At 64.5% G+C, this 21,968-nt stretch carries 17 protein-coding genes; 9 read left to right on the plus strand and 8 right to left on the minus strand.

The genetic code is table 11. From position 1 onward, the window contains the following. Positions 1 to 116: 116 nt before the first annotated feature. Positions 117 to 701: a TetR family transcriptional regulator gene (locus AC25Z0_RS04290; protein WP_488118965.1), complete on the minus strand. Its 585-nt coding sequence runs from the start codon at positions 699 to 701 to the stop codon at positions 117 to 119. Between the two features lie 221 nt (positions 702 to 922). Here AC25Z0_RS04290 and AC25Z0_RS04295 point away from each other — a divergent pair, with 221 nt between their 5' ends. From AC25Z0_RS04295 to AC25Z0_RS04315, 5 genes are all read left to right on the plus strand, one after another. Beyond that, positions 923 to 2,155 (plus strand): sensor histidine kinase, encoded by a 1,233-nt coding sequence (locus AC25Z0_RS04295; protein WP_488132435.1) that lies wholly within the window; start codon positions 923 to 925, stop codon positions 2,153 to 2,155. Further along, positions 2,152 to 2,799: a response regulator transcription factor gene (locus tag AC25Z0_RS04300; protein WP_488118967.1), complete on the plus strand. Its 648-nt coding sequence runs from the start codon at positions 2,152 to 2,154 to the stop codon at positions 2,797 to 2,799. The genes AC25Z0_RS04295 and AC25Z0_RS04300 overlap by 4 nt, the downstream gene beginning before the upstream one ends. Before the next feature lie 140 nt (positions 2,800 to 2,939). Beyond that, complete coding sequence (lanKC, locus tag AC25Z0_RS04305) at positions 2,940 to 5,621, plus strand: class III lanthionine synthetase LanKC (protein WP_488132436.1); 2,682 nt, start codon at positions 2,940 to 2,942, stop codon at positions 5,619 to 5,621. A gap of 215 nt (positions 5,622 to 5,836) precedes the next feature. Then, on the plus strand, positions 5,837 to 10,372 hold the full coding sequence (locus AC25Z0_RS04310; RefSeq protein ID WP_488132437.1) for a glycoside hydrolase family 97 N-terminal domain-containing protein: 4,536 nt from the start codon (positions 5,837 to 5,839) through the stop codon (positions 10,370 to 10,372). 475 nt (positions 10,373 to 10,847) lie between these two features. Further along, complete coding sequence (locus tag AC25Z0_RS04315) at positions 10,848 to 11,237, plus strand: AI-2E family transporter (protein ID WP_488132438.1); 390 nt, start codon at positions 10,848 to 10,850, stop codon at positions 11,235 to 11,237. Positions 11,238 to 11,259: 22 nt separating this feature from the next. Here the strand turns inward: AC25Z0_RS04315 and AC25Z0_RS04320 are convergent, their stop codons facing one another. The 4 genes from AC25Z0_RS04320 to AC25Z0_RS04335 form a co-directional block, all read right to left on the minus strand. Next, complete coding sequence (locus AC25Z0_RS04320) at positions 11,260 to 12,264, minus strand: formylglycine-generating enzyme family protein (protein WP_488132439.1); 1,005 nt, start codon at positions 12,262 to 12,264, stop codon at positions 11,260 to 11,262. Positions 12,265 to 12,352: 88 nt separating this feature from the next. Then, positions 12,353 to 12,652 carry a hypothetical protein gene (locus AC25Z0_RS04325; protein ID WP_488132440.1) on the minus strand — a complete coding sequence of 100 codons (300 nt, stop codon included), beginning with the start codon at positions 12,650 to 12,652 and terminating at the stop codon, positions 12,353 to 12,355. Between the two features lie 62 nt (positions 12,653 to 12,714). Continuing rightward, on the minus strand, positions 12,715 to 14,172 hold the full coding sequence (locus AC25Z0_RS04330; protein ID WP_488132441.1) for a sulfatase-like hydrolase/transferase: 1,458 nt from the start codon (positions 14,170 to 14,172) through the stop codon (positions 12,715 to 12,717). Beyond that, positions 14,169 to 15,062 (minus strand): sulfatase-like hydrolase/transferase, encoded by an 894-nt coding sequence (locus AC25Z0_RS04335; protein ID WP_488132442.1) that lies wholly within the window; start codon positions 15,060 to 15,062, stop codon positions 14,169 to 14,171. The genes AC25Z0_RS04330 and AC25Z0_RS04335 overlap by 4 nt, the downstream gene beginning before the upstream one ends. 237 nt (positions 15,063 to 15,299) lie before the next feature. Here AC25Z0_RS04335 and AC25Z0_RS04340 point away from each other — a divergent pair, with 237 nt between their 5' ends. Then, entirely contained in the window at positions 15,300 to 15,905 is a 606-nt protein-coding gene (locus AC25Z0_RS04340; RefSeq protein ID WP_488132443.1) for an HdeD family acid-resistance protein, read from the plus strand. Between the two features lie 76 nt (positions 15,906 to 15,981). Here AC25Z0_RS04340 and AC25Z0_RS04345 read toward each other — a convergent pair whose 3' ends face one another. Both AC25Z0_RS04345 and AC25Z0_RS04350 read right to left on the minus strand, forming a co-directional pair. Next, the gene (locus AC25Z0_RS04345; RefSeq protein WP_488118977.1) at positions 15,982 to 16,650 is read right to left on the minus strand and encodes a GAP family protein; all 669 of its coding nucleotides are present in this window, start codon (positions 16,648 to 16,650) and stop codon (positions 15,982 to 15,984) included. A 3-nt stretch (positions 16,651 to 16,653) separates the two neighbouring features. Next, positions 16,654 to 18,300: a SulP family inorganic anion transporter gene (locus tag AC25Z0_RS04350; protein ID WP_488132444.1), complete on the minus strand. Its 1,647-nt coding sequence runs from the start codon at positions 18,298 to 18,300 to the stop codon at positions 16,654 to 16,656. Between the two features lie 226 nt (positions 18,301 to 18,526). On the opposite strand from AC25Z0_RS04350, the gene AC25Z0_RS04355 reads away from it, so the two are divergent. The 3 genes from AC25Z0_RS04355 to AC25Z0_RS04365 all read left to right on the plus strand — a co-directional run bounded on the left by AC25Z0_RS04355 (position 18,527) and on the right by AC25Z0_RS04365 (position 21,159). Further along, on the plus strand, positions 18,527 to 20,146 hold the full coding sequence (locus tag AC25Z0_RS04355; protein WP_488132445.1) for a SulP family inorganic anion transporter: 1,620 nt from the start codon (positions 18,527 to 18,529) through the stop codon (positions 20,144 to 20,146). Between the two features lie 174 nt (positions 20,147 to 20,320). Further along, positions 20,321 to 20,764, plus strand: coding sequence for a DUF6325 family protein (locus tag AC25Z0_RS04360; RefSeq protein ID WP_488132446.1), 444 nt, complete (start codon positions 20,321 to 20,323; stop codon positions 20,762 to 20,764). Beyond that, positions 20,764 to 21,159, plus strand: a complete 396-nt coding sequence (locus AC25Z0_RS04365) for an SHOCT domain-containing protein (protein WP_488132447.1) — start codon at positions 20,764 to 20,766, stop codon at positions 21,157 to 21,159. Before AC25Z0_RS04360 ends, AC25Z0_RS04365 begins: the two co-directional genes overlap by 1 nt. Before the next feature lie 494 nt (positions 21,160 to 21,653). On the opposite strand, the gene AC25Z0_RS04370 is transcribed toward AC25Z0_RS04365, so the two are convergent. Beyond that, entirely contained in the window at positions 21,654 to 21,857 is a 204-nt protein-coding gene (locus AC25Z0_RS04370; RefSeq protein WP_488118982.1) for a hypothetical protein, read from the minus strand. Positions 21,858 to 21,968 lie beyond the last annotated feature (111 nt).

The raw sequence follows: 21,968 nt of genomic DNA on the forward strand, positions 1-21,968 counted from the left end.
CATCCGAACCCGCTAGTTCACGGGCGAAAGGGTCGGTGAATACGGTTAGTCGCGTATGTCCGGCAGGTGAATCACTTTAATTTGTGGCGAATCGCTCAAATGTGCCGTGTCGAGATTCAGCGGGCGGTCGTGCGCAGGCCCGCACCCAGGATCATCCAGAGCCTCGCGAGGCGTTCGCTCACGACCACTTGACGGCTGATCGGGAAGGGGCAGATGCTGGCCCCGTAGATGCACTCAACGACCGTCTGCGCGAGTTCGCGGATCGGGATCGAGTCGGAGACGTCGCCGTCGGCGATGGCCTGCTGCAGAGCGAGGATCACGAAGTCATGCCAGAGCTCGAATGCCGCGACGGCCGGTGGGTCGAGTTCTTCGGCGATGCGCATGATCGCGCGTGCGCGCACATCACCGTCGATACGCTCGGCGACGGCGATGGAAAACGCTTCGAGTGCGGCGAGTCCGCGAAGCCCAGAGCCTTCTACCAGGGCGACCAGCTCTGGCCAGCGCTCGGCCTCGAGCTCAACGATTGCTTCGGCCATCTGCACTTTGTTCGTGAAGTGGTGGTACAGCCCGCCCTTGGTCATATCGGCGCGGTCGAGCACGTCTTGAATACGGGTGCCTTCGAGGCCGTGCAGCCAGAACTCTTCCGCTGCGGCGTCGAGCAGTGCGTCACGCGTGCGTTTGGCCTGTTCACGCCGGATCATCGCGTCTGCTCCATTCACTCAGGGTAGGCCATTAGGCCTATGCCGTTCGTGCACGGCGCGGGATAACAGTGGGCACTCGGGGTGCTTCCGTGCCGCACGTCGTTTGGAGAGGATTAAACTCCCGTTCGTCTGCCGCGGGCACCGCTTGGATAGCCTGAAAGAGCAATCCCCAACTTGTGACGCTCACCGCCAGGAGCATCCCTACACAGACACGAGACTCTATGGCTTCCCGCACCTCGGGCCCAATGATCCAACGCCTGCCTCTGCCCGACTGGGCGTGGGCAATGATCTTCGGCGTCACATCCATCGGCTATTTCCTGATCACCATCGCGACAGGAACGAGCTTCTTCGAGGCGAACGGCGGGCCTACCGTCAGCGCAGAGAGCGTGTGGGGGAGCGTCGCCGTCTTCGGCCTGCAGGCAGTGCCGCTCATCTGGCGCAGCTGGTTGCCGGTGCTGAGCTTTGTGCTCGTGTTCACGTGTTTCTTAATCGCGATCGCAATTTCGATCGACCGTAACCTCACCGTCACCCCGACACTCCTCTTCGCGATGTTCAATGTCACGGCTCTCACCTCGTGGCGAACCTGGAGTGTTGTGCTGGGCGCCGCATTCGTCGTCGATTTCACCATCCATCTCACCCTCGCCTGGGTGAGCATCGGGGCGCTGCCGCCCGTTGCGATTCTGGCGACGCTCATCCGTATAGTGCCGTCGTACGTGACGGCGATTCTTGCCGGTCTGCTCTACGGATCGCAGCGCCGGCGGGCCGAGCTTGCCGCCCAGGCGGGCTCCGCCATAACCAAGGCCCGCGACGGGCAGCTTGCCGCGGCCGTCGCCGAAGAACGCAACCGCATGGCGCGGGAACTCCACGACGTGGCGGCGCACCACCTGTCCGGCATCCTGCTGCAGACGAAAGCGGCGATCCGGGTGCAGACATCAGACCCGGTTACAACCGCGGAGTTGCTCGAGTCGATCAACAGCGAGGGTGAGCTCACCCTTCAGAACCTTCGCGAGGTCGTCGGCGTACTTCGAGAAGAAAGAGAGATCGGCACCGTGCCAGAGCCGACCCTCAGTCGCTTGCCCGACCTCATCGAATCGGTGCGCGCCCTGCACCCGACGATCGATCTCGTCGTCGAAGGAGACATCGATGACCTCTCGCCCGCGACGTCGCTGGCCTGCTACCGGATTATCCAGGAGTCGTTGACCAACGCGCGCAAACATGCGTCGGGCGCCTACGTGACCATCCACATCGATCGCACCGCGCGCGATGTCGTAGTCAGGGTGTCCAACTCGGCGCCCGCGCTCGCCTCCGCTCCAACCGCCGATCCCGGCTATGGAATGGTCGGCATGCGCGAGCGCGCCACCATGCTCGGCGGTAGCCTCGACAGCGGCCGCACCCTCGACGGCGGTTGGCAGACCCGCGCCGTCATCCCTATAGAACGGCGCTCCATCGTATGATTCGAGTTCTCATCGTCGACGACCAACTTCTCGTGCGGCGCGGCCTGCGCGTATTGCTTGACGACTTCCCAGGCATCGAGGTGGTGGCCGAAGCCGCGTCTGGCCCTGAGGCGATCCAGCTGGTGAACGACGTGAAGCCCGACGTGGTGATTATGGACATCCGCATGCCAGAGGGCGACGGAATCGCGGCTACCCGTGCAATCGCAACCAGCCCAGAGCCGGTGCCGGTAATCGTGATCACGACCTTTGACCTCGACGACTACGTGTTCGGTGCGCTCGAAGCTGGGGCCGTCGGCTTCCTCCTGAAGAACACCGGACCCGAAGAACTTGCCGCCGCCGTGCGCGCTGCCGCCCGCGGCGACGGCCTGGTCTCGCCCGCCGTCACCCGGCGCGTGCTCGCCGAGTTTGCCCGGCGCCGACGCTCGCCCGTTGCCACCGATGCCGTCACCGGCGTGCTCACCGCGCGCGAACTGGACATTGTCCGAGCCCTTGGACACGGAAATACCAATGCGCAGATCGGCGAGCTGCTACACCTCGAGTCGGGAACAGTGAAGGCGCACCTGTCGCGCATCATGGGCAAGCTCGTCGTGCAGAGCCGCGTGCAACTCGTGATCTGGGCCTTCCGCAACGGCATCTCGTCATAAGGGCGCGCCGAACGACATAGGGCGAATAGTAACTTTCGGCAGGCGCGCTGCACCTCTGCAATTCGGAGACTTGTAACGCGAAGCTGCGCCGGCCGATTCGGGCGAGCCGGGGGCTGAGGCACCGTCGAGAGGCTCCCTACGTGGATACGACCTACCTGCGCTTTGCCCGAATCGACCCGTACTTCTACGAGACGCCTGCCCGCGGTTCTGTGGAGCAACGACACGACACCTTTATGCCAGACGCACAGAGCGACTGGAACGGATGGCGCCGCGACGTCGACAATGACTGGTCGGGTTGGCGCCCTCACCATTCGGCACTTCCCGAGCAGGGCTGGAAGATCCACGTGGCAGCGACACCCGCAGGGGCAGCCGAAATCCTGCGGCTCGTAACGGGCTACTGCAACGCACACTCTCTTACCTTTAAATACGCACCTTCCGCCGACGCCCTCGTCGGACGCAACTCGAAAGACGCCGACCGCGCAGGATCGGGCAAATTCATCACGGTCTACCCGCGGGACGAGCACCAGTTGCGCGAAACACTGCTCGGCCTTGACGATCTCGTGGGCGGAATGCCCGGCCCATACATCCTCTCCGACCTGCGGTACAACGAAGGCCCTCTCTACGTGCGCTACGGCGCCTTTGCCCGTCTCTACACGCGCGGCGAAGACGGTGAGGACGTGCTCGCCATCCGCACCCCAAAGGGATCGCTCGTGGAAGACCAGCGCTCGGCGGGGTTCACGCCACCGCCCTGGGCCCCGCTGCCGCCGTTTCTCGCCGAGCAGCTCGAGGCACTCGGCGCGGAGGACGCCCCAGACGGGTTCCCGTTCACCATCACCCGCGTGCTGCACTTCTCCAACGCGGGCGGCGTTTACGAGGCTACGGATGCCACGGGTGACACGGTCATTCTGAAGGAGGCGCGACCGCACTCGGGTCTCACCCCCGACGGCCGGGACGCCGTCACCCGTCTTGCAGACGAGGAGGACCGCCTGCGCGCACTAGCCGGTCCGTCAGTTGTCGGCGTCCGCGCATCCGTCGACCTGCATGGCCATCGCTTTCTTGCTCTCGACCTCGTCGACGGCGACAGCCTCAACACCGCAGTTGTGAGGCGGTGCCCTGCGATCCGGGCGAACGCGACAGCGGCCGACTACCTCGAATATCGACAGTGGGCACTCGACGTGGCCGCGCAGACGCAGCAGGCGCTCGAGGGGGTGCACGCGGCGGGGTACGTGCACGGCGACCTTCACCCCGGCAATGTGCTGGTGACAGGTGAGGGCCGCGTTGTGCTGCTCGACTTCGAGATGGCCCAACGGGTCGCCGACGCCGGGCGCGTGCTCATCGGAGCTCCGGGTTTCGTCGCGCCGTCGCACGCCGATCCCTCGACACGTCGGGGCGTCGGCGCCGACAGGTACGCGCTTGCCTGCCTCAAGCTGTTCCTCTTTGTTCCTCTCACGTCGCTGCTCGCACTCGACCCACTCAAGGCGGACGAGCTGCTGGAGTTCGCGCTCGACGGGTACGCGCTCGACGAGGCGTGGATCGATGAGATCCGGCAAGATCTGGGGATGCCGGGACGGGAGTCGCTTGCCGGCCGCAGCGTGCTGGTACGAGACGCCGACACGGCGATCCGCGACTGGCGCACCGACAGTGAAGACGCCATCCTCGCGCTGCAGGTGATGATCGGCCGGTCACTCGACGCGAGCGCCGATTTCTCTCGCGGCGACCGCGCCTGGCCAGGCGATCCGCGTCAGTTTGCGGAGAACGGCTACGGGCTTGCCCACGGCGCAGCCGGAGTGATTCACGCGCTCGAGTCGACCAGTCTCGCCGTCGATCCGCAAGCGGTCGACTGGCTGCGCGCGGCAGTCGACTCACCGAAGGCGCGGCCAGGACTCTACGACGGTCTCGCAGGAGCTGCCTGGCTGAACAGGCGGATCGGAAACGACAACCTGGCGGATGCTCTGACCGAACGGATTCTCGCCGTCGATTTCGATCAGCTCGGCTCCGACCTCTACGGCGGGCTTGCAGGCATCGGTCTCTACCTGCTCAGCGAGGCCGAGCAGGGCGACTCGTTCGATCACGACCTTAATCACGAGCTCGATCACGAGCTTGCCCGCGTCGCCGTGCTGCTGCGTGGGCATCACGACCGTCGCCCGCCGTTGCGGGCCGACGATGCGGAGCCGAGTGTGCGCGCGGGTCGCGGCGGTCTGATGTGGGGAGCGACCGGTACGGCGCTGTTCGCCTTGCGGCTCTATCAGCGCACGGCCAATCCTGAACACCTGCAGCTGGCCGAAGACGCGCTCGACTACGATCTGGCGCACTGCACCTTCGCCGCAGACGGTTCACTGCAGGTAAACGAAGGATGGCGGCTGATGCCGTACCTGGCCACCGGCTCAACGGGCATCGGTCTCGTCGCGGCCGCGCTCGTTTCCCACGTTGCCGAGCCCCAGCGCTACCTGGACGCGCTCGACGGCATCACGGCCGCCGCGTGCGCGCCGTTCGCGATCGAGCCGGGACTGTTCTACGGACGCGCGGGACTCATCCACTTCTTGGTCGCGATATCGCGCGCTGGGCTGTCCACCGCCGAGTCCGATACGGCACTCGCCAACCACGTCTCAGCCCTGCAACTGCACGCCATCCGACACAGCACCGGTATTGCCTTCCCTGGCCAGGGCCTGCTGCGGTTGTCGTGCGACCTGGCCACCGGCGCAGCCGGCATCCTGACCGCGCTTCAGGCCTATGGCCTGAGCGTCTACGACGGCGACCGCGACGGCTGGCCGCATCTGCTGCCGTTACTCAGCCTGACTGCGAACCTCCACGCAGGCTGGTGAGAGGATCTCACCGCTCATCAGCCTGCCCTTGATCGGAATGTGAACGGGTTCAGGCGTCATCCCCTCATCCTTCAGCCGTGTGACGTCAATCTCCCTCTCGACGCCGACTGTTCATCCCGCAGAGTGGACTGCTTTAGCACCGGGTCGTTGCGGCTTCATGCCCGCTGACCAGCCTTTTCGTCGAACCTTCCTATTCACGGCGAGAGGACATTCCAGTGGCACATCAACCAACCAAACGACGACGAGGGATACCGATCGGCAGCGCCTCGGCGGCGGCCGTCGTTGTCGCCTTGGTCGCGGGGGCCGTCGGCAGCGGTTTCCTGGCCCACGCCGAGACGCCTCTGGCCGGGGCAGGTACCGAGGCTGAGCCCTACCTCATCGGCTCGACAGAGGAGTTCTCCGCCTTCATCGCGGCCGCCAACGCCGACACGGCCGGTACCGGCGCGGCATCGGCGCGCTACACGCTCACCTCGGATATCGAACTCACCGCCCCGGTGAAGATGATCGACAGTTTCGCGGGAACGCTCGACGGCGGCGGACACACCGTGTTCGGCCTCTCGGTCGATTTCGCGGGATCGAAGGCGTACGCCAGTTCAGCTGGCAAGGACAAGTCCGCAGCGCTCATCAATGCCAACAGCGGCACGGTCACGAAGATCGGATTCAGCAGTGTCAGCATCACGGGCACCGCGGCGTCTGAGTCGGAAACGACGAAGACCAAGAAGGCCGCGGTGGTGGCGAACAACCACGGCACCATCGACCAGGTCTATGTAAACGGTTCGATCGCCGGCGGCTGGCGCACCGGCGGTATTGTGGCCGACAACCTCTCCGGGGGAACCATCCAGAACAGCTACTTTCTCGGATCGGTGTCCGGAGGGTGGGAGACCGGCGGCATTGCTGCCCGCAACGACAACACCGGCACTCAGCGCATCACGAACGTCTACGCCGACGCCACCGTGACGACCTTGAACCGCAACATCGGTCTGATCAGCGGCTACAGCTACAGCACCGCGACCATCACCGGCGCGGTGGCTCTCAACGGCTCGGTGACACAGCCGAGCGGCCAGTCCGCCAGCAACATCGGCCGGGTCAACGGCCAGAACAACACGACCGTCGCCGGCCGTGGCGCCACGTACTCCAAAAACCTCGCTCTCAACACCATGTTGCTCAGCGGGGCAACGGTCACGGGTGGTGCGGGCAGCAACCGGCAAGGACTCGACGCAACGGCCGCGGAACTCACGCAGCAGGCCACCTACGAGGGGATCGGCTGGGACTTCGCGAATACCTGGACCATGAATACGACGGCTCAGCGTCCCGAGCTCACCGCTGTCGCGGAGAAGATGGTCCCCGACGCGCCGACCGAGCCGACTGAGCCGACTGAGCCGACCGAGCCGGGCGAGCCGGGCGACCCCGGATCCAGCGACCTCAGCTCGCACACCCAGATCTCGAGCCCTGATGGCCAGACCGTCGCCACCGTGTCAACCGATGCCTCTGGCACCCTCGGCTACGCGATCTCCCAGGGTGGCACGATCGCCGTGCGCGACTCCGCGCTTGGGCTTGTGGTCGACGGTACCGACTGGGGCGCCGGCGTCACGCTCGGAACCGCGGTCACCTCATCCGTTGATGAGTCGTACCCGTTGATGGGCTTCCATGACACCGGCCGCGACCACCACAACGCCAGCGTGATCCCGATCGTTCCCAGGGGCAACACCGGCCAGAGCCTGGTCTCGGTCGAGTTCCGCGTCTTCGATACCGGTATCGCCGTTCGATACGTTCTCGACCCCTCGCTCGCCGGCACAATGGTGACCAGGGAGAATACAACGTTCTCGTTCGATCCAGCCTCCGTGCTCAACTATCAGGTCACGACTCCGAGCACCATCGACGACCTGCAGAACTCTTTCAGCCGCAACACCTTCGCTCAGGCCGGCTCGCAGAGCATCACCGTACTGCCCACGGTCGAAATCGCCGGCGGCGGATTCGCCAACGTCACCGAAGCGGACATCCGCGACTGGCCGGCGATCGCCCTCCGCACCACCAGCGGCGGCGATCTGTCGACCTACTACTGGGCTACCGACAACGGTCAGGGCACCTTCGCAGTGAACCCGGCGACCCTGCACTCGCCGTTCCGTGTCATCACGATCGCGGCCGACCTCACGGGTCTGACCAACTCCGACATCATCACCTCGGTGAACGCGCCCATCGATCAGAGTGTGTTCCCGGGCGGCGATACCAGCTGGATCCGCCCTGGTACCAACTCCTGGTCGACCCTTTCGACCGGCGACCAGACTTTCACCGGCATCCAGTCGCTGATCGACTCTGCGTCGGAGGCCGGCATCTCGGGTGTTCTCATCGAGGGCAACCTGTCGAACGCGTCATGGGGTTCCACCACGACCGAGCGTTTTGCGAAGATCGCGGAACTGGCAGCACGGGGCAAGGCGAAGGCCTTCCCTGTCGACGTCTGGCTGTGGACTGATTTCGACAGTGGCGCAGGCGCTGACTCCAGCTTCATCGACGGCATCCGCTACACCAGTGGGAGCCCCTACCCGCAGCGCAGCCTGCAGAACCCTGATTTCCGCGCGGCCTACCTGGAACTGTCGGCGGCCAGCGGAATCGCGGGACTCAAGATCGACCACACCTTCGACGAGACCGAGACCAAGGTCAACTTCTTCGGTGACGCGGCGAAAGACGCGGCGGCTCTCAAGCTGATGGTGATCTACCACAACCCCCTCGAGCCCACCGGCTTGAACCGCACCTACCCGAACGAGCTCGGCCGTGAGGCCATCAAGGGCCTGCAGTCCGGGTACAACGCGAACCAGGACGTGATCGCACCATTCACCCGCCTTGTGGCTGGGCCGGCCGACTACACACCGTTCCTCCTCTCAGGCTCGGGCGGCAACGTCACCTGGTCGCACCAGCTCGCCTCGACGGTCATCTACTCGATGCCGTTCCTGCAGTTGTCGGAGCGCCCGTCCTACCTCGCTCCTGGGGGGCAGTACCACAACCTCGTCGGCGACGTGGTGCGAAACCTGCCCACCACGTGGCAGCGCAGCTGGATTCTGCCGCAGAGCACGATCGGCAGCCTCGCCGGGGTAGTGCGGCAGACCGCAGACGGCGAGTACTGGATCGCGGTGGCCGCTGGCACGACCGCTCCGGGCACGCTCTCGATTCCGCTGGACTTCCTGCCCGCTGGCACGACCTACAACGCCGACGTCTACACCGACAAGGCTGTGGGAACCACAATGACCCGAACCACCACAACGGTGGACGGATCGACGGTGTTGACGCCTGCACTCACCTCTGGTGGAGGCTTCCTCGTTCGGATCACCACTGAGGCGATCAACAACCCGATGAACGACGGCTCCAACGGGCCGTTTGCGATCGCGACCGAGGCCGACCTGGCGCTCATTGGGCAGCATCCGTCTGCCACCTTCACCCTCACGGAGGACATCACCCTGACGAAGCCCTGGACCCCGGTCCCGACTTTCGAGGGAACCATCGAGGGCCGGGGGCACAAGATCATCGGCCTCACGGTCGAAGGTTCTGCGTCGAAGGCGTTCATCATGAACAACTCAGGCACGATCCGTCAGCTCGGATTCCTTGACGCCACCTCGGAGGTCACCGGGCCCTACGCGCAGACGACCCGGGTTGCCGTGGTGACCGTCACGAACAACGGTCTCATCGACGAGGTGTTTGTCTCCGGTGCGGTGGTCTCCGGCGGTTGGCGCACGGCGCCCATCGCGGCGGAGAACAACGGCCAGGTCACCAACAGCTACACCGTTGATGCGAAGGTCACGTCCAATTGGGAGACCGGCGCTCTCACCGGTTGGAACTCCGCGGCGAGTGTTCTCCGCAACAACTACGTTGCCGGTGCCACAGTGAAGGCGGACGTGCAGAACGGTGGCATCCTCACCGGATACGGCTATACCGGCACAAAGTTCATCGGCAACGTGGTGGTCAGCGGTTCGGTGCAGACCGTCAACTCGCCGCGAGGCCGCATCGTGGCGCGGGAAAACAGCACACCGACCTACATCGACAACCTGTCGCTAGACACTGCCACTGTGAACGGGGCTGCCATCACCGACGGCACCTCCACGAACAGAAACGGCGCAAACCGTACTGCGGCCGCGCTCGCGCAGCAGGTGACCTACGACACTATCGGTTGGGACTTCGCAGCGATCTGGAGCTTTGATACTGAGCGTGGCCGACCGGTGCTGAGAGCAGTGTCGGAGACTCCAGAAGCTCCGGAGCCTCCGGTGTCCGCGATCTCCCAGGGGCTCCAGGTGGTGCTGTCCCAGGTGGATCCCGGCGAGCCGGGCGAGTTCATCTGGAACGTCGACGGGAACAACTCCCTGGTCGACTTCGGCACCGCGGTCGCGAACGGCGACCACTTCGCCGCGACGGGCGCGATCAACCCGATTCGAGTCACCGACACTCGGGCGCAGACGGCAGGGTGGTCGATCTCCGCGCAGACGACCGACTTTACCTTCGGCAGCCAGAACCCATCGTTCTCAGGCAAGTACCTCGGCTGGACGCCGAAGCTTGTCGAGGCGGGCGGCGATGCGGTGGCCGGAGCAGCGGTGGCCTCCGGGTTCGGAGGGGGCAACGGCCTCTCGGTCTCCTCAACACTCGGATATGCCTCGTCGGGCCATGCAGTCGGCTCAGCAAAGCTGGGCGCTGATCTTGATCTGCGATTCCCGATCGATATCGCCGGCGGCACCTACCGGGCGACACTCACCCTGACCGCGCTCGGCTAACAGCCACCGTCCGTAGCAGCGCAGTCCTCACACAACACGGCGCCCCCGATGAATTTCGGGGGCGCCGTGTTCCGTTGTGCTCGGCTGTGGCGGGTTCGCCGTGCGATGCTGCTCATCGTGGCATCCGCTCAATTCATCAAATTGTTGCCCGATTACGTCGACGAGTTCACAGGAGTGGCCGACGATCTCGTCGCCGCGCTCGGCTTCCATCCCGACACCGCCGCCGGCGCCTTCAATTGGCTCACGCCTGAGGTGCTGAACAACGCGGCCTACGCTGTCGCGGACTCGGTCCTTGGCCTGGCAACCGCGTTCTTTTTCGTGCTGGCCTACGTCATTTTCATGGCAGCGGATGCGGCGTCGCTCGGCCGTCGTGGAATCGGCTTTGCCCCGCGCGCCGGCGTGATTGCCGAGCGTTACTTCGGTGGAGTGCGCCGCTACTACGTGGTGAAATGCGAGCTTCGGACTCGTCGTCGCTGTGGTCGACGGCCTGCTGCTCTGGTGGCTGGGTATTCCCATTCCCATCGTGTGGGCGGTGCTCGCGTTCGTCACCAACTTCATCCCCAACATCGGCTTTGTGATCGGCGTGATTCCGCCGGCGTTGTTCGCGCTCGTGATCGGCGGTTGGCCGCTCGCGCTGCTCGTGGTTCTCGCCTACAGCGTTGTGAACGTGGTGCTGCAGGTGATGGTGCAGCCCAAGTTCGTGAGCGACGCCGTTGGCCTGAGCATGACGCTGACCTTCTTCAGTGTGGTGTTCTGGACACTCGTGATCGGCCCGATCGGCTCGATCCTCTGCATTCCGCTGACGCTGCTGGTGCGGCCGTGCTGCTGGAACCCGACCCGCACGCCAAGAACCTGCGTGCACTGAGCGGGGACACTGCGCCGACGAGCTAGCGCGCGCAGCGAAAACCGATGTGCGTCGTGGCGGTGTCGTCGGCCTGCGGCGAGCGTGCTGCCGGGCGGTAACGCAGGCAATATTCGGGCGCGCACAGGTGCGAACCGCCCTTGAGTACGCGGCGGGGGATCGCGGATCCGGGCTCGGCAGACGCGGCCGCTTGCGCTGCCCGAGCAGCCTCCTCCGCGCCGCTGGTGCTCGTGCGGCCGGAGTCGCTCGGGCCACAGGTGCAGGCATCTCCGCAGCCAGTGGCCGCGGCATCCGGAACCTGCAAAAGATTGGGGCGAGCGGATGCCGGTGGCACATGCCTTTCGGTGTATACGTCGCTCGTCCACTCCCACACGTTGCCGATGCAGTCGAGCAGGCCGTAGCCGTTCGGCGGAAAGGTGCCGACGGGCGCCGTGCCCACCCAACCAGCCGCGCCCGTGTTGTTGTAGGGAAAATTGCCCTGCCAGGTGTCGGCCATGAGCACGCCGTCAGGACGCACCTCGCTACCCCAGGCGAAGGTGGCGCCGTCGAGGCCGCCGCGGGCAGCGAACTCCCACTCGGCCTCGGTGGGCAGGCGTTTGCCGACCCACGCCGCGTAGGCGCTGGCATCCTCGAACGAAACCTGAACGACCGGATGCTCGTCGCGGCCGTCGATTGAGGAGTTCTGACCGAAGGGGTGACGCCAACTGGCCCCCTCGCCCCACGCCCACCATTGGCGCCAGTCGCCCAGGTTCACGGGGCCGCGCGTCGGAGTGAAAACGAGCCCGCCGGGGGAGTAGCCGCCGATGTCTGCACCAGGAAAGTCTGCAGGGTCGAGTGGGCGCTCGGCCACCGTCACGTACCCCGTTGCCTCAACGAATGCAGCGAACTGAGCGTTGGTCACCGGATGCAGGTCGAGCTCGAACGGAGCGACCGTTCGCGCGTGAACCGGCCCTTCTTCGGGGTAGAAGTCGGTCGACCCCATTCGAAAAGTGCCACCGGCAATCTTGACCATCGCGCTTGTCTCGCTCACGCTTCGAGCTTAGGGGCGCACCCGCAGAGCCGCCAGCACCGAGAAGACGCACATGGCTCCGCCGGCGTGGTGCACGACCCAGTCCGATCTATCTGGGGCTGGGACACATGTCACCGGGTAAGTACCGCAGACTGAGGGTGTGATTGACGAGAACCTGGACAGCACCGACCTGTGTGATGGCCCGCCGTGCCCGGCGTGTGGTGTGGAGATGCAACCCGATGGTGTCGACACCGTTGAGGGGCTTGAGTCCTGTCATCGTTGCCCGCGCTGCAAGCTGGTTCTTGTTGTTCCCGGCTACTGAGCCGGACGCCGGAATGGCGAACAGATCGGCGTCGAACACCTCGCGGTGCTCGACGCCGATCCCGACAGCGCCTCCGAGCAGGAACACATGACGCGAAGCCGCGAGTACCTGAAGAGCAGCGCTCCGAGGGATTCTTGCAGTGATACCGGTTATTGCTTGAGCATGGCGACCGCAAGTTTGTGTTCGTCCTCGATGAGATGGGAGTGGTCGTCCTCGCCGAGGTCGATGCGCACCCAGTCGAGTGTTCCGGTGAAACCGTTGCCGGTGGCCGCGTAATCGGGTGAGACTGGCGATGCGAGGTCGGCTCCGACGTCGACGGTCTCGTCGAAACTGAACTGGTACGGGATCGTCTTCTCTATGCGCCCCTCACCGAGCTGCTGGTCGCCGGCGAAGAGGGTGACCAGTCCGCCCTTCGCGACTCCGCCACCGTCGTAGGCGAAGTGCGCGCGCAGTTCCTGCTCGCCGGTCGGCACATCTACGTCCGAATGGATCACCGTCACGTCAATACCGAGCAGACTGTAGGCGAAGGCGAGCTTTCCTTCGTGTGCGTAGAACGACCAGCCACCGTACGCGCCGCCCTGGGCGATGAGCACACCGTCGGCGCCTGCGTCCGGAACTGTGGTACTCGCGGTGACGGTCCACGACTTGTTCTTAATGTTGATCGTGGTGTTCTCGCTGAGCCGTTTCATGCCCGGGTAGAACTTCTGGCTGTCGCTGACGATCAGTTGCGGCCGCCCCGCGATGTCGGGGTTCATCCGCTCTGCGGAGCGAATGTCCAGTGGCAACACGTTGAACCGTGCGGCCTGAATCAGGAAGAGCTGCTGCAGATGGGCTAGCTTTTCCGGCTCCGCGGCAGCGAGGTCGTTGGACTGCGTCCAGTCCTCGTCGACGTTGTAGAGCTCCCAGACGTCGCCGTCGAGTCCATGGGTTGACCCCTCCCACGGGTTTTTGTGCTTGGCGACGGCCGTCCACCCCTTGTGGAAGATCGCGCGGTTCCCAAGCATCTCGAAGTACTGGGTGGTGTGCCGTTCATCGGCATCCGCGCCGGTCTCGACGAATGTGTAGTTCATCGGTGTGCCCTCGTATGGACGTTGCGTTACGCCGTTCACCGCGGAAGGCTCTGGGATACCGGCTGCTTCGAGCACCGTTGGAGCGACGTCGATGACGTGGCTGAACTGATTTCGGATGCCGCCTTTCTCCACGCCGCCGTTCGGCCAGCTAACGATGGTGCCGTTGCGGGTACCGCCCCAGTGGCTGGCGACCTGCTTCGTCCACTGATATGGGGTGTCCATGGCGTGAGCCCACCCAACCGCGTAGTGGTTGTACGAGCGGGGCGTGCCGATGTCATTGATGTGGTCGGCGACATACTGCTCGGTCTCGATGTCGTTCATGTGGTTGATCGTGAAGCCCTCGTTGGTCGTACCGTGCATCGACCCTTCGGCGCTGGCGCCGTTGTCGCCGATGATCACATAGACGAGGGTGTCATCGAGAATGCCAAGTTCTTCGTACGCGTCAAGTAGGCGTCCAACGTGATGGTCGGCGTACGCGAGGAACCCTGCGTAGACCTCCATCTGGCGGGCCAGGGCGGGTTTGATGAGATCGCTCATCTCGTCCCAAGCGGGAATACCCGCACTGCGTTCGGTGAGCACGGAGTCGGGCGCTTGAGCTGGCGGGCGAAGGTCTCCTTGCGTACCTCATCCCAGCCTTGATCGAACTGTCCTTTGTACTTGTCGGCCCACTCCGTGGGTACGTGGTGCGGTGCGTGAGTAGCGCCCGGCGCGAAGTAGGTGAAGAACGGCACGTCGGGAACGAGCGACTTTTGCGCCCGCGTCCACGCGATGGCCTTGTCGGTCATGTCGCCCATGAAGTGGTAACCCTCTTCAGGCGTACCCCATGGCTCGACGGGCACGGTGTTCTCATACAGTGCGGGATACCACTGGTTGGTCTCGCCACCGATGAATCCGTAGAAGTACTCGAACCCATTGCCGGGGCTCGGCCAACCGCCGAACGGGCCGATCTCACTTGCCTGCCAGACCGGCACTTCATGGCATTTGCCGAACTGCGAGGTGTTGTACCCGTTGAGCTTCAGCGTCTCTGCCAAAGGAGCGCAACTGTTCGGCCGTAGCGAGTTGTAGCCGGGCGCGGACGTTGCGATCTCGGTGATACCGCCCATCCCCACCGTGTGGTGATTGCGGCCGCTTAACAGGGCCGCACGGGTCGGCGAGCACAGAGCCGTGGTGTGGAACCGCGTGTACTTCAGGCCCGCCGCCGCCACACGCTCGAAATTCGGCGTCTGCACCGGACCGCCGAAAGCGCTTGAGGCTCCGAATCCGGTGTCATCAATCAGAACGACCAGGACGTTGGGCGCTTCCGCAGGCGGCCGGATCGGCTGAATCGGCGGGTAATGAGTGTCAGGATCGGTGGCATCGTAAGTGACCGTGCCGGTGTAGGCAAGGTCAGGGATGGGAAGACTGGAACGCTGCGGATAAGTCGACATTGACACTCCCGAGTTTCACGGCGGCCAGGCCAGGTCGCCTCCTGCCGGAAGCCTACGAGATCAGCGAGATTCTGTCAGCAAGTCGGTGGGTATCCTCCTCGCGTCCGCGCGCCGTAGGCAGTGATTCGCCACCAAAATGCCTGCGATCAGTGAGTTGTCTCAAAAGTGTTGTGGCGCGGGAGCCAATCTGGGAATAGCCTGAGCACACTTGATCACCGTTGCTGCAGGAGGTAACAGATGTCCACATCATCCGGTTCGACGCTCGGCGGCTTCTCGCTCGACGCAGCTGAACTCACTAAGTCCGCTGTCAACAGCATCCGTATTGCCCTGGGCATCAGCGGGGTTGTCGCCCTCATCATTGGCCTCTTGATCACATTCCAGCCGCAGACGGCGGCCGCGACGATCGCCGTGCTGTTGGGCATCTACTTCATCGTCGCCGGTCTCGCGTACATCGGCCTCGGCATTTTCTCGCGGGGGATCTCTGGGGGGACCAGGGCGCTGAACATCATCCTCGGTGTCCTCTTCGTTATTGGTGCAGTCCTGGCATTCGCCAACCTGTCTGGCACGGTGGTGTTCCTCGCCGTCTTCCTCGGAATCCTGGTCGGCATCCTGTGGATCGTCGAGGGCGTGGCGACTCTTGTGCAGCTCGGCGACTCGGCATCGAGAGGCTGGAATCTCTTCTTTGCGATCATCAGCATCCTCGCCGGCATCGTGCTGCTGTTCGCGCCGGTGTGGGGCGCTCAACTGCTCTTCCTGCTGACCGGTATTGCGCTGATCGTCTTGGGCATCGTGCAGATCGTTCGCGCGTTCACATTCGGGCGCGGCATCACCGCAACAGTCTGACCGCATCGCGGCTGACGGCCACCACACCAGAAAACGCCTCCGAGATCTCGGGGGCGTTTTCTGCTGCCGCTTCAGTTCAGAAGCTGCCGAGGCCCTTGCCGATCAGCACCACGCCGAGCACCAGCAGCAGCAGTGCCATCACGACCGCGTTCTCTCGCGTGAGCCACGTGCGCATCGCGTCCAGCGGGCCCGCCATTTGCTTGGACGCCACCAGATAGGCGATCACCGGCACGGCAACGGATGCCGCGGCAATGGCCGTGAAGACGACGATGACGATGGTGGCCTCGCCCACGGCCAGGCCGCTCCCGCCGATGATGACGCCGGCGCCAATGCTCATCAACAGGTTCTTGGGGTTGATCGCAGCGAGTGCGAAGCCGAGTCCGAGGCCCCTTGCCGGAGTCATCGTGTCGATGGCTTTCATCCAGCCCGGCAGCTTCGGCGCTTCGTCCCGCTTCGGGCGCCCTCTCCACTGCCTGACGGCGAGCAGGAGGAGCAGCAGGCCCAGGATGATTTTGATCGTCCCTGCCACCGGCTTCGAGCCACTGTCAGGCTCAGGCAGTACCGACGAGAGCAGCGTGAAAATCGTTACCGCAACGACGATGCCCACAACCCAGCCGATCATGAACCCCACGCTCGTTCGCTTCGCTCGCGGTGAGAGCAGCATCAGGATCGCCGCGATGATCGGGATCGGGCTGATGGTGATACCGAGGGCCAGGCTCAGGATGTCTCCGATGACTGCGGCCATGTTTTATCCCTTTCCAGGGTCTGTGGTGTCGAGAACAGGGCTGGGAACCGGAGCGCCGAGAGCCGCGACCGCCTCTCGATTGGTGTCAAAGACGCGTTCGTCGCCCAGAACGCCGAGCGCAGTCATACGGTCGCGCGCGTCCGCTCTCATTCGGCTGAAGCTCACCTCGATGTCGCGGTCGCGCAGCCACTCCAGCAGGGTCGTGAAGCTCTCGGCCCCGGTGACATCCACATCGGTGATGGCCTCCATGTCGATGACGATATGTCGTACCTCGTTGGCGGGTACCGCAGTGACCGACTTCTTTACAGCGGATGCGAAGACAGAGCCGTTCGCGAAGAACAACGGCGCAGCCAAGCGGATGACGATGATCCCTGGCGCGGTCAGCGTTCCCCGCGGCGCTTCGACCAGCAGCGAATCCGTCGGATTGTCGTTGGCGGCCAACACGTCGATGGCCGGGTTGGCTGCACGTTTCGCGAGATTAATCAGCGCGAGCACGAACGCGACGAGGATGCCGGGGATAGACCCGACGAACAGCGTGACCAGGAAGCAGACGAGGCCGATGACGAATTCGAACTTGTCGAGGTGCCAGAGTCGACGGAACTCTGCGATCCCGAGCAGCGGCACGATGGCGACGGCGACGATGGCGCCGATGGCGGGGGAGGGAATGTCTTCCAGCAGGGCGGTGCCGAAGAGCAGCAGCAGGAGAGTGCCGACCGCAGTGATGATGGCGGGCAGCTGGGTGCGGGAGCCCGCCTGGTCCATCGCCGCCGTGCGCGACGTCGATGACCCGACAGCGAAGCCGCCGGAGGCCCCGGCCGCGACGTTCGCAACGCCAAAGGCGAACAGGTCGCGGTTCGGGCTGGTGCGGTAGCCGCGCTTGTCGCCGTAGCTGCGCGAGACGAGCAGGCCCTCTGCCGTCGCCACGAGCGTGAGCGCGATGGCCGACGGAATGAGTGCGAGCCACATGGACCACTCAAGCACCGGCCAGCCGAGGGTGGGCGGGCCGGCGTCCACCGGTCCGAGTACGGCGACGCCCTCATCCTCCAGGCCGGTCGTCACGACCACGACGGTAGCGACGATGAGCACGACAAGTGCCCACGGTATGGCTCTGGCAATGCGCCGTCCGAGGAGGAGAATGGCGACCGCCGCTGCGGCGATGACGATGGAGAAGCCGTTGGCCGTGGGGAGACCGGTGACAAGGGCAGTGACCTTCGCGACGAACTCACCTCCCGAATCGATCTTCACGCCCAGCATCTTGGCGATTTGGCTGACCAGGATGTCGAGTGCCAGGCCGCCCACGAACCCGATCAGGATTGGACGGGAGAGAAAGTTCGCCAGGAATCCGAGCTTGAAGAACGCGCACAACAGAAACAGCACGCCGCAGATGATGGCCTGGGCGAGTGCAAGGGTGAGGTAATCGGCGCTGCCGGCCACGGCGAGGCCGCCGATCGACGAGGCCACGAGGGCGGCGGCGGCGGCATCCGGTGATGCCACCAACTGTCGCGACGACACGGTGAGCGCATAGACGATCGCCGGAACGATGAGCGCATACAAACCGGCCGTTGGCGGGAGTCCCGCAATCTGCGAGTAGCCGATGTTGAGGGGAATGGCGATGGCCAGCAAAGTGACCCCGGCTGTCGTTTCGCGCACCAGATTCCGGCGATTCAAGCCGGCGAGAGGTCGCTGCACGTGCTCCCCGTTCTGTGTGGGAATCAGGCTGTGTGGAAATCAAGCGGTGTGGGACTTGAGCGACCATCGTTGGAGAGGCCTATCCCTTGTCAGGGAGACCCGCTGGTGAGCATGATAATTGCACTGCAGCAAGGTATCTGGCAAGGTCCGAGGTGGTGACGGTGGATTGACCGGGGTCGGGGGCACCATGGCGCGAACGGGAACCGTGGCGAGACGCGCCTGGTTCTTCCCCACGCTGAGCACCTACCAGCGAGCGTGGCTGCGTCCCGATATCACGGCCGGGATCGCGGCCGGCGCGGTGATCATCCCCCAGGCGATGGCCTACGCCACCATCGCAAACCTGCCGGTGCAGGTCGGCCTATACACGTGCATGGTGCCGATGATCGTATACGCCATGCTCGGCGGCTCCCGCGCGATGAGCGTGTCGACGACATCGACGATCGCCACGCTCACGGCAACGACGCTGGTGACCGGTAGCGTGGCCGCCGGCTCTGACGATCCCATTGGCAGCGTGACGACGCTCACCCTGCTGGTTGGCCTGATCCTCGTGATCGCCAGGGCGCTGAAGCTCGGCGCGCTCGTCGAGAACATCAGCAGGGCCACCATCGTCGGGATCCAGATCGGCGTCGGTTCCACCGTCGCCATCGGTCAACTCCCGAAGATGCTCGGGGTCGACACCAATTTCACCGGGCACGGCTTCATCCGCTCCATCGTTGCGGTGGTGGAGGCGCTGCCGGGAATCAACTGGGCGACCACGCTGCTGTCGGTGGCCACCCTGCTGATTCTCGTTGCCGGCAAGAGATACCTGCCGCGGATTCCGGCCCAGCTGATTGTCGTCGCCGTCGGTATCCTGCTGGTCGCCTTCACCGGGCTGGATGCCGCAGGCGTCGATCTCATCGATCCGATTCCGGCCGGGCTGCCGCTGCCAGTGCTGCCTTCGCTCGACGGCATCGCGCAGCTGATTCCCGGCGCGCTGGCCATCGCCATCATGGCGTTCCTCGAGACGGCGGCCGTCGCGCGCGGCATCCGCTCGCCGGGAGACACGCAGATCGACAGCAACCGGGAGTTGTTGGCAGCCGGCGCGGCCAGCGTCGCCGGCTCGTTCTTCCAGACGCTTCCGGCGGCGGGCGGCTTCTCGCAAAGCGCGGTGAACCAGGCAGCCGGCGCCAAGTCGCAGCTGGCGACACTGGTGACGGTTGCGCTTGCCGTGCTCGTTGCCCTCTTTCTCGGCCCTGTGCTCAGCCTGCTGCCACAGGCGACACTCGCGGCCATGGTGTTCGTCGCGGTCATTGGGCTGATCGACGTTCGTGCGCTGGTGAGATATGCGCGCATCAGCCGCCCGGAGTTCTGGGTCGCGGCGCTGACGGCCTTCATGGGGCTGACCGTCGGGTTGCTGGCCGCCGTTGCAGTGGGGGTGGCCACGACCTTCGCGCTTGTGCTCCACGAGCTGAACCGCGTGCGGGTCGTTGCCGGTGAGCGTCGCGGCTCCACCCAGGTCGTGGTGATCGAGGGCTCTGTTTACACGGCGAACGTTTTGGAGAATGAGCAGGCCGTCATAGCCCTGGCTGAAGCGGATGCCGGGATCGCCACCGTGGTGCTCGATCTCTCCCGGATGATGGCCACGTCGCTCATGGTTCTTGACGCGCTTGCAGACCTAGACAGGGAGCTGTCCGATCGCGGGATTGAGCTGAGGATTGCCGCGCTTCCCGACGGCGCCACTCTTATGGCCGACAAGACCGAGTGGTACAGCACGCTCCGCCGGGACGGTCGAGCGTTTGCCAGCGTGCAGTTGGCTGTGGCTGGCTGAGAAACGTCGACCGGCAGTAGCAACCTATGCCTGGTAATTGCAGTTGCGAAAGGGTTGCGTGAAGGGCGGGGCTGGGCGCGCCAAAACATCCCCGCCTTCGTGCGCCGGGTGTACTGTGCGAAAAAATCGTCGACATCGGTGTCGACGGGTTCAAGACTGTGATGGGTGGCAGCAATGACTGATTTTGAATACGGGCCTGTCGAGCTGGTGCTTGCGGGCTTCGAGGGTGATGAACCGAACCCCGGAGTCATAAGTGCGGTGATGGATCTCGTCGAAGCCGGAACCGTCCGACTCCTTGACCTGGTCTTTATAGCGCGATCGGAGGCAGGCGATCTCACCTTTGTCGAGGTCGACGAAGCGCCGGCGACGTTTGGCGTGGCCGGCATCGAACTCTCTGCGCGCGGGATGGCCGGGGACGAAGACGTGGCTGAACTGGGTGAATCGCTGCCGCCTGGCACATCTGCGCTGCTTCTCGTGGTTGAACTGACGTGGGCGAAGAAGCTCGCGTCGCGTCTGGCGGATGCCGGTGGCTTCGTGATCGACGCCAAGCGCATTCCCGCCCCCATCGTCAATGCGGCACTGGCCGAGGCCGAAGCCGATTCTGAAAGGACCTACTGATGCCAATTTTCAGGAGAGTGGGTCGGCCAGGCCTTATCGGAATGGCCGCGCGCACCGCGGTGGTTGCCGGCACAGCGACCGCCGTTGCCGGAGGGGTGTCCCGGCACCAACAGAACAAGGCGAACGAGCAAGCAGAGGCTCAGCAGTACGAGCAGCAGCAACAGGCAGAAGCGGCGCAGGCCCAGGCAGAGCAGGCGCAGGCCCAGGCCGCCCAGCAGGCTCAAGCCCAGCAGGCTCAAGCCCAGCAAGCTCAAGCGCAGCCGGCGGCTGACGCGGGCGGAGCGCCGGGTTCCACCATGGTCGAGGAGATCCAGCGACTCGCGACCATGCACCAGCAGGGAATCCTGAGCGACGAGGAGTTCGCTGCCGCGAAGAGCAAGATGCTCTCCACCTAGCGACGGCGCTCAACACGCACCACGCTTCACGCTTGACGTGAACACGAACGTGCGCTTGAAAGGGATGACCGAGCCACCGGCGGTCATCCCTTTCGCGTGCCTGCGCGCCTTCCTGGGAGCACAGCGCGTATTGGCCGTCCAGACGCGTGTCACCATTGCGCGACGTGTCGTGAATACAGCACGTGTCGCCAATACAGGATGGGCGATACGAAATGAGCGAATTCGTCCTGTATTCGACGACATATCGCCGATTCGTCATGCTTTCGATACTGGTTTCGAGCAGTGGCACCGCTGCGCGACATCATGGTGGATGCACAAACTCCAATTTCGACTAGCCGTCGAGTCTGGGCGCGCGGTTTTCCCTCAGGCGCGCGCTTTATCGCGCGCCTGAGGGAAAACCCCGCGCCCAGCTTAAATCGCGACCGTCATCGCCTTCGAGACGACGGCTCCTTCCTCGCTGTCTCCTCAACCAACTCAACTAACGGCTTCGCAGTTCAGGGCTGCGCGCGAACCTCCGTGATGTCGATGCCGAGATCGGCCACGCGCGCCAGAAGCTCATGCAGTTGTGCCTGGTCGCGGATGTCGCCGGTCAGGAGTGTGCTGTCTGCAGCCAGTTCAACGGCATGCAGCTCGTAGAACGCTTCGCGGATCGTGTCCGAGAGCGCGCAGGCGATCCTGATCTCGTACCGGGTGGACATGGTGGTGCTCCTGCTTCAGAGTGTTCCTGTCTCGCCACTGTGCGCCGCCGTGCGCCATCGCGCATCCCCTGATCCGGGCGACTTCATTGCCGACTTCATTGCAGCGTGTAC

The organism is Leifsonia sp. Y862, from assembly GCF_057669585.1.